Consider the following 6,770-nt stretch of genomic DNA (forward strand, 5'->3'; position numbering starts at 1 on the left):
AAGATCAGCAGGGCACCGAGGGCTTCGAGGAGCAGGAGGATCATGGGCGGCTGGGCGCGTGGCGTGCTGGCGGCGATTCTAGGAAGCCTGGCGGCCTGTTCGTCGCTGCCGCCGCAGGTGCCCGCACCGGTGACGTCGACCACGGGCTCGTCCCCGGCGTCGACACCCGCGCCGGGCCCGGCTGGCCCACGCTGGGTTGCCGCCGACTGGCCGGACCTGCCCGGCTGGGGGCGCGACGACCTGTTGGCCGCCTGGCCGGCACTGCTGGCCGGCTGCCAGCGCCCGCCGCGCGGCTGGGCCGAGTTCTGCGCGCGCGCCGCGCTGATGTCGCCCACCGACCCGATGGAGGCGGCGGCGCTGCTGATGCGCCACCTGCGCCCGTGGCGCCTGGCCGCCGACAACGGCGAGGCCACCGGCCTGTTGACCGGTTACTTCGAGCCCCAGCTCGCCGCCAGCCGCACGCGCCAGGGCGCGTTCCAGTGGCCCGTGCATGCGCTGCCGGCCGACCCCGCACTGCGCCGCCTGCCGCGCCGCGACATCGAGGCCAACCCGCGCTTCGCGGCGCTGGAGCTGGCCTATGTGGACGACGCTTTCGGCCTGCTGCAGCTGCAGATCCAGGGCTCGGGCCGGCTCGTCATGCGCGACGCCAACGGCGCCGAGCGCATCAGCCGCGTCGCCTGGGCGGGGCACAACGACCAGCCCTTCCAGTCCGTCGCGCGCGCGCTGCTGGACCGTGGCGAGGTGGCTGACGCGACGCCCCGCACGCTCAGCGACTGGGCCCGGCGCAACCCGGCGCGCGTGCGCGACGCGATGGCCGTCAATCCGCGCGTTGTCTACTTTCGCGAGGAGGCCTTGCCCGACACCGCGCTGGGCCCGCGCGGCGCGCTGGGCGTGCCGCTGACGCCGGGGCGTTCAGTCGCCGTCGACAAGGCGTTCATTTCGCTGGGCACACCGTTGTGGCTGGACAGCACGGAGCCGCTGTCCACCACGCCGCTGCGCCGGCTCGTGCTGGCGCAGGACACCGGCAGCGCCATCACCGGCGCCGTGCGCGCCGACCTCTTCTGGGGCTGGGGCGACGATGCCGCCCAGCAGGCCAGCCGCACCAAGCAGCCGCTGCGGCTGTGGGCGCTGCTGCCGGCCGGAGTCACTCCGTGACCTTCACGCCCTTCCAGAACGCATAGCGGCCCTTGATCTCGGCCGCGGCGGGCAGCGGGTCGGGGTAATACCAGATGGCGTCGGGGTTCATCTCGCCGTTGATCAGCAGGCTCAGGTACTTGGCCTCGCCCTTCCACGGGCAGCGCGACACGTGGTTGCTGAACGTCGTGTACTGCGTGTTCAGCGACGCGGCGGGGAAGTAGTGGTTGCCTTCGATGACGACGGTGTCGTCGCTTTCGGCCAGCGTGATGCCGTTCCAGACTGCTTTCATGAGGTGTCCTTGGGAGAATGGGGGTAACAACAGACCCATATGAAACGCTACCACTCCCACCTCGGCCGCGACATCGTCCTCACCGGCGGCAGCGCGCGTGACCTTGAACCGGGCCAGTTCGGCGTGCTCGCCATCGACGGCGGCGCGGGCGGCTGGTCCATCGTGCACAAGGGCCCGGGCGGTGAGGTGGTCGAACTGAACAACGAGATGCACTTCGAGCTGCCCGAGGACGCGCTGGCCTTCGTCAAGGAGCTCATCGAGATGATGGCGCCGGGAGGCGCCGACGCATGAGAGCCGGCGTGGGCGGCGTGCTGCTGGCGCTGGCCGGCGCGCTGCCGCAGCACGCGGTGGCCGACGGCGACCCCGCCGCGGGCCGCAAGGTGTTTGCCGCCTGCGCCAGCTGCCATCAGGCTGGCCCGGCGGCGCGCCACGCCTTCGGTCCGCAGCTCAACGCGCTCGCCGGCCGCAAGGCCGGTAGCTTGCCGGGCTATGCCTATTCACCGGCGCTGAAGGCCTCCGGTCTGGTGTGGAACGCGACGACACTGGCCGCCTACCTGCGCGACCCGAACGCGCTGGTGCCTGGCACCAAGATGCGCTTCTGGGGCGCGGGCCTCGGCGAGCGTGACGCGGCCGACCTGCTGGCCTGGCTGGCGACGACCCAACGATGAAGGACCGCGGCCCATGACATCCCGTTCCCACGTACCACTGACGTTGTACGGCGCGGCCGCTTCCGGGTCGGTGGCGGTGGAGGCAGCGCTGACGCTGCTGGGCCTGCCCTACGACCTCGTCGAAGGCGCCACCTGGGCCGAGGAGGCCGCGCGAGACCGTGTCGCCACGAGCAACCCGATGCGCCAGATCCCGACACTGGTGCTGCCCGACGGCGAGGTCATGACCGAGAGCGCGGCCATCCTGATCTATCTCGCCGACCTGGACCCGGCGGCGGGCCTCGCGCCGTCGCCTACCGACCCGAAGCGCCGGCAGTTCCTGCGCTGGATGCTTTATGTGTCGTCGGCCATCTATGCGCTGCACTGGATCAAGCCCGACGTGACCCGGATCGGCGCGCCGCCAAGTTCGCGCGACAGCGTCGTCGACGCGGTGCACGAGCGCATCGCGTTCTGCTGGGCCACCATGGATGCGCAGCTGTCGCCGGGCCGCTACCTGCTGGGCGACGAGCTGACGGTGCTGGACCTGTACGTGGCCGTCGTCTCGCGTTTCGGTCCATGGCGGGAGCGCTTTGTCGAGGTGGCGCCGCGCATGGCGGCGGCGGTGCACCGCGTGGACAATGAGCCACGGCTGGTGAGGTTATGGAAAGACCGCTTCTCGGAGGATTGATCGCATGATGTCCGAACGCTTCAACATCTTCGGGGGGCTGTTCGATATCGAGCGCACCGGCGGCGGCTGGTCGGTGCTGGCCGTGGGCAACGACGGCAAGCGCCTGCCGGCCCATTTCGTCATCCCCGAGTTCGTCGCCGACGATGAACTGGAGCAGTTCCTGTTCGACTTGTTCCATGAACAGGCGGCGTACAAGAAGGGCGGGATCTTCCGGGTGCAGCGGTAGCAGCCCGGGGCGCGCGGGGAGACGAGCATGCTGATGTGTTCGCGAATTCATCACGGGTTGCACCGTGACGGCGCTCACGGCGACATGCCGCGACGCCGCCTGATGCTGGCCACCTTGCTGCTCTGCGCAGCCCTGACCGGAGCGCCCGCCCAGGCGGCGTGTCTGGCCTACGGCAGACCCTTGGCCGGCCTCGCCGGCAAGCTGGAGGTGCGGGACTTCTTCGGCCCGCCAGGGTATGGCGAAAACCCTGGCACGGACCGTCGCGAGCGGCAGGCGGTGCTGGTGCTGGACGAGCCGGTCTGCGCCGACGCTGGCGCGTTGGCAGGCGAGGTGGCCGAGGTGGGGCAGCGGGAGCTGACGCTGACGCCTGGCGGCGCGGGCATCGGGTTCACCGCCTGGGCGGGGCGGCGCGTGGTGGTTGGCGGCGAACTGTTCCATGCGTTCACCGCACATCACCACACGCCATTGCTGGTGCGCGTGACGCACATCGCCCAGGCCGCACGCTGAGCGCTGCGCCGGTGGCGGGCGCCCCCGGGTCGTCCCGGCCATTGCGCGGCTCAACCTCGAGATTCGACGCCTGGTCGGCCGGCGCTCGCGGCCGGGCTGCGCGGCGTGCAGAGTGTCTGCACGAACCACCGCCTCACCCCGTCGCCGCGCTGCCCATGACTATTCCCGACACGATCCACCGGATGCCACCTCAGCCAGCGGGCCTGACGCGGTGGGTTCAAGGTGTTCGAGCATCGAATGCGGCCAGCTGGCTGGCGGCGGTGGTGTTGATCGGCCTTCCCTTCGTGGCCGCGAACATCGTGGTTCAACGGTGGATGCCTGACGCCGGCCTGCGCGATCTGCGCAACCTGCTCAAGGCGCTGGTCCTGATGCTGGCGTATGTCGCCTACGTTCGTTGCTGGGAGCGCCGCCCGGTGCGCGAGTTGTCGGCCTCGGGAGCGGCGGGCGAAATCGGTGCAGGGCTGATGTTGGGCTCGCTGCTGTTCTCGTGTGTCGTGGCCCTCCTGTTCGTGGCGGGTGCGTATTCGGTGGAGGCGGTCGGCACACGGGATGTGTTCGGCAGCGTGCTGGCGAGCATGGCGCCCAAGGTGGCGGCAGGCGCGTTGATCGAGGAAGTGCTGTTTCGGCTCGTGCTGCTGCGGCTGCTGGTGCGGTTGCTGGGCGTGGTGTGGGCGCTGGTGGCGTCGAGCCTGGTCTTCGGGCTGGCGCACCTGGGCAACGCCGGTGCAACGCCGCTGATCGGGGTGCTGCTGGGCGTCGAGCTCGGCGTGCTGTTCGGCGCGGCCTACCTGCTGACCCGCCGCCTCTGGTTGTGCGCGGCGCTGCACTTCGCCTGGAACTTCGTGCAGGGTGCCGTGTTCTCGATTGCGGTGTCCGGTCACACCGGGGAGGCCTGGCTTCGCGGCACGCTGAGTGGTCCCGCCTGGTTGTCCGGAGGCGCGTTTGGCGCCGAAGGCTCCGTCGTGTCCGTCGTGCTCTGCCTGGCCGCGGCAGGGGTGCTGTTGACGCTCGCGCATCGACGGGGCCGCCTCGACGCAGCGGCCTCGTCGTGACGCGCAGTCGGCCACCCATCCCATCTGCCGCTGGCTGGCATAGTCGGGACGGTCAACCATCTGGCTGCGGCCGCTGCCCCGGAACATGCAGGCACTCTCGACGACATCGACCCGTACCCCCTGGCTCTTGCTCGCAGCGTTGGCGACCGTGGGGCTGCTGATCCTCTCCGGCTGGGCACCCTTCGACCGCGCCACCTGGTTGATGGAGGTGGTGCCGGTCATGATCGTGCTGCCGCTGCTGGCGCTCACCTACCGGCGATTCCCGCTGACGTCGCTGTTGTACGCATGCATCTTCATCCACGCGATGGTGTTGATGCTGGGTGGGGCCTACAGCTATGCGCGGGTGCCACTGGGCTTTCAGCTGCAGGACTGGCTGCACCTGAGCCGCAACCCCTACGACAAGATCGGCCACTTCGCGCAGGGCTTCGTGCCGGCGCTGGCGGTGCGCGAGATCCTCATCCGCGGGCAGCACGTGTGTGGGCGGCGCATGCTGGCCTTCCTGGTCACCTGCGTGGTGCTGGCCGTCAGCGCGACCTACGAGTTCATCGAGTGGGGCGCGGCGCTGGCGATGGGGCAGGGCGCCGACGAGTTCCTCGGCACCCAGGGCGACCCCTGGGACACGCAGTCCGACATGTTCTTCGCGCTGATCGGCGCGGTCACCGCGCTGCTGTGCATGTCGGGGCTGCATGATCGGCAGCTGGCGCGTATGGGCGTCGCATCAGCGCGGTAGGGTAAATGAAGCCCATTAGCCTACACAACTGAAGTAGCCCAGCGCGCTAGGCTCGGGTGAGCGCGGTGAACATCAACAAAGCCGGCACCGGAGACGTTGGGGTTCGCAAGCTCGTACCTACAGGACTGCCCTCTCAGAACCACTAATTGCGTGGGCTTGCGTGCATCTTCACGTCCGGCAAGGTGGTGACTCCATGGCGGCGTTTCCTTGGCATAGTCGCCGCGCCGTCGTGCCGAGGCGGCCAGACCTCGCGTAATCAACGCTGTTCAGCTTCATCTTCCGCTGTGGCCTCTTCATCGGCGGGTTGGTGTTCATGCTGACAATCACCCGTCACCTTACGAAAGCTTCTCCAGATGCGACAACTGCTCCAGTGCCTTGCACCCCTTGTGCTGCTTCTTCTCTCCGCATGTGGTGGTGGGGGGAGCGGGGCATCGTCAACGGCTTCGCCTGTCACCCTGACAAATGTATCGATACCAACCTTGACTGACGAGACGTACGAGAACGGCAATCCGACCTCAACGACCTTGCCCTCGTTTCAGGTAACAGCGGACCTTCAGGGCGATGTTCAGAGCCTCGCCGGAAAAACAATCTACGTGGTCGTCGAGGATCCTCACGGCTTTGTGAAGCAGGCGTCCATCGTGCAACCCATCACGCAGACCCGGAATACCCTTTATGTTGAAACAAGGACCTTTGGCCCCCGAAAGGGCAGGTATACCGGCAACTTCAGAGTTTTAGTTTGCTACGACGCAGCCTGTACGTCGCAGTTTGGAGGGAGCCCGATCGTTGTTCCATATGACATCGAGGTTCTTCAAGGTTTGGTGCTTAACGGCAACGCGCCGATCTCGTTCTCGGCCCGAGCTGGTGAGACGCAGACGGTTAGCTTTCCGTTGACCATGCCTGAGGGCCTTCTCTTGTATCCGGTAGCGCTGCCACCGCCTTTGGGTGGCCAGCCTCAGCTTGAGGTTAGACAGATGTCTAGTCCGTCGATTGCTTGGAGTGTTGTCGCGGGCGCTACGCCGTCTGGAGCAATTGCTGGATCGATCTCTGCTGGGTTGGCTGGCGATATCCTTTCTGCCTATGCGGAAGTGCAAACACCCAAAGGCAAGCGCCTCAGGTTGTCGGCACAGGTTCAGGTCGCGTACACCCTTCTGCCCTGAATGGTTTGCATGGCTGTCAAATAGTTGCTTCCCCAGAGACTCCCTCCGAATGGAGGATTCCATTGGAGGTTTCTCGACTGGGCGACGACAGTCTGGTGCTTGATTGCTCTGCAACTGCGAAAGGCTACTTGCCGGCCATCATTTCTTTCCACGGCCGACCTCGTCACGTCGCTGCAGGTCGGTTGGCTTCAACACCGACGCAGTTTGGTGTTACTGACCTTGCCCCCGAAAACCGTCTCCCTTGCTGAGTGATTCAATGCAAGCAAGGAGAGTGGGAATGACGAAGCCGAAGGCGGCGCCGAGGGCGCGCTACACGATGGAGTTCAAGCAGGAGGCCGTG

General features: G+C 67.4%; 10 protein-coding genes. 9 read left to right on the top strand and 1 reads right to left on the bottom strand.

The features are described from left to right. Positions 1-42 precede the first annotated feature (42 nt). Positions 43-1,155 (top strand): murein transglycosylase A, encoded by a 1,113-nt coding sequence (mltA, locus tag ACG00X_RS22880; protein WP_394491945.1) that lies wholly within the window; start codon positions 43-45, stop codon positions 1,153-1,155. Here mltA and ACG00X_RS22885 read toward each other — a convergent pair. Next, a complete protein-coding gene (locus tag ACG00X_RS22885; protein WP_394491947.1) occupies positions 1,145-1,426 on the bottom strand; it encodes a DUF427 domain-containing protein in 282 nt (93 codons plus the stop codon). The genes mltA and ACG00X_RS22885 overlap by 11 nt on opposite strands. Positions 1,427-1,465: 39 nt before the next feature. Between ACG00X_RS22885 and ACG00X_RS22890 the strand changes: the two genes are divergently transcribed. The 8 genes from ACG00X_RS22890 to ACG00X_RS22925 all read left to right on the top strand — a co-directional run bounded on the left by ACG00X_RS22890 (position 1,466) and on the right by ACG00X_RS22925 (position 6,430). Further along, positions 1,466-1,717: a hypothetical protein gene (locus ACG00X_RS22890; RefSeq protein WP_394491949.1), complete on the top strand. Its 252-nt coding sequence runs from the start codon at positions 1,466-1,468 to the stop codon at positions 1,715-1,717. Further along, positions 1,714-2,094: a c-type cytochrome gene (locus ACG00X_RS22895; RefSeq protein WP_394491951.1), complete on the top strand. Its 381-nt coding sequence runs from the start codon at positions 1,714-1,716 to the stop codon at positions 2,092-2,094. The genes ACG00X_RS22890 and ACG00X_RS22895 overlap by 4 nt, the downstream gene beginning before the upstream one ends. A gap of 13 nt (positions 2,095-2,107) precedes the next feature. Beyond that, a complete protein-coding gene (locus ACG00X_RS22900) occupies positions 2,108-2,758 on the top strand; it encodes a glutathione S-transferase family protein (protein WP_394491954.1) in 651 nt (216 codons plus the stop codon). A 4-nt stretch (positions 2,759-2,762) separates the two neighbouring features. Continuing rightward, positions 2,763-2,984, top strand: coding sequence for a DUF7661 family protein (locus ACG00X_RS22905; RefSeq protein WP_394491956.1), 222 nt, complete (start codon positions 2,763-2,765; stop codon positions 2,982-2,984). Positions 2,985-3,068: 84 nt separating this feature from the next. Then, positions 3,069-3,491, top strand: coding sequence for a DUF4431 domain-containing protein (locus ACG00X_RS22910; RefSeq protein ID WP_394491959.1), 423 nt, complete (start codon positions 3,069-3,071; stop codon positions 3,489-3,491). 155 nt (positions 3,492-3,646) lie between these two features. Then, positions 3,647-4,543, top strand: a complete 897-nt coding sequence (locus ACG00X_RS22915; RefSeq protein ID WP_394491961.1) for a CPBP family intramembrane glutamic endopeptidase — start codon at positions 3,647-3,649, stop codon at positions 4,541-4,543. A gap of 127 nt (positions 4,544-4,670) precedes the next feature. Continuing rightward, complete coding sequence (locus tag ACG00X_RS22920) at positions 4,671-5,273, top strand: DUF2238 domain-containing protein (protein WP_394491963.1); 603 nt, start codon at positions 4,671-4,673, stop codon at positions 5,271-5,273. 479 nt (positions 5,274-5,752) lie between these two features. Then, entirely contained in the window at positions 5,753-6,430 is a 678-nt protein-coding gene (locus ACG00X_RS22925; protein WP_394491965.1) for a hypothetical protein, read from the top strand. Positions 6,431-6,770: the final 340 nt, after the last annotated feature.

This window comes from Pelomonas nitida, from assembly GCF_043555975.1.
GTDB lineage: Bacteria > Pseudomonadota > Gammaproteobacteria > Burkholderiales > Burkholderiaceae_C > Pelomonas > Pelomonas nitida.

Excerpts from the sequence above, each read along its gene's own strand:
- mltA (WP_394491945.1), top strand. The coding sequence starts at position 43 with ATGGGCGGCTGGGCGCGTGGCGTGCTGGCGGCGATTCTAGGAAGCCTG.
- ACG00X_RS22885 (WP_394491947.1), bottom strand. The coding sequence starts at position 1,426 with ATGAAAGCAGTCTGGAACGGCATCACGCTGGCCGAAAGCGACGACACC.
- ACG00X_RS22890 (WP_394491949.1), top strand. The coding sequence starts at position 1,466 with ATGAAACGCTACCACTCCCACCTCGGCCGCGACATCGTCCTCACCGGC.
- ACG00X_RS22895 (WP_394491951.1), top strand. The coding sequence starts at position 1,714 with ATGAGAGCCGGCGTGGGCGGCGTGCTGCTGGCGCTGGCCGGCGCGCTG.
- ACG00X_RS22900 (WP_394491954.1), top strand. The coding sequence starts at position 2,108 with ATGACATCCCGTTCCCACGTACCACTGACGTTGTACGGCGCGGCCGCT.
- ACG00X_RS22905 (WP_394491956.1), top strand. The coding sequence starts at position 2,763 with ATGATGTCCGAACGCTTCAACATCTTCGGGGGGCTGTTCGATATCGAG.
- ACG00X_RS22910 (WP_394491959.1), top strand. The coding sequence starts at position 3,069 with ATGCCGCGACGCCGCCTGATGCTGGCCACCTTGCTGCTCTGCGCAGCC.
- ACG00X_RS22915 (WP_394491961.1), top strand. The coding sequence starts at position 3,647 with ATGACTATTCCCGACACGATCCACCGGATGCCACCTCAGCCAGCGGGC.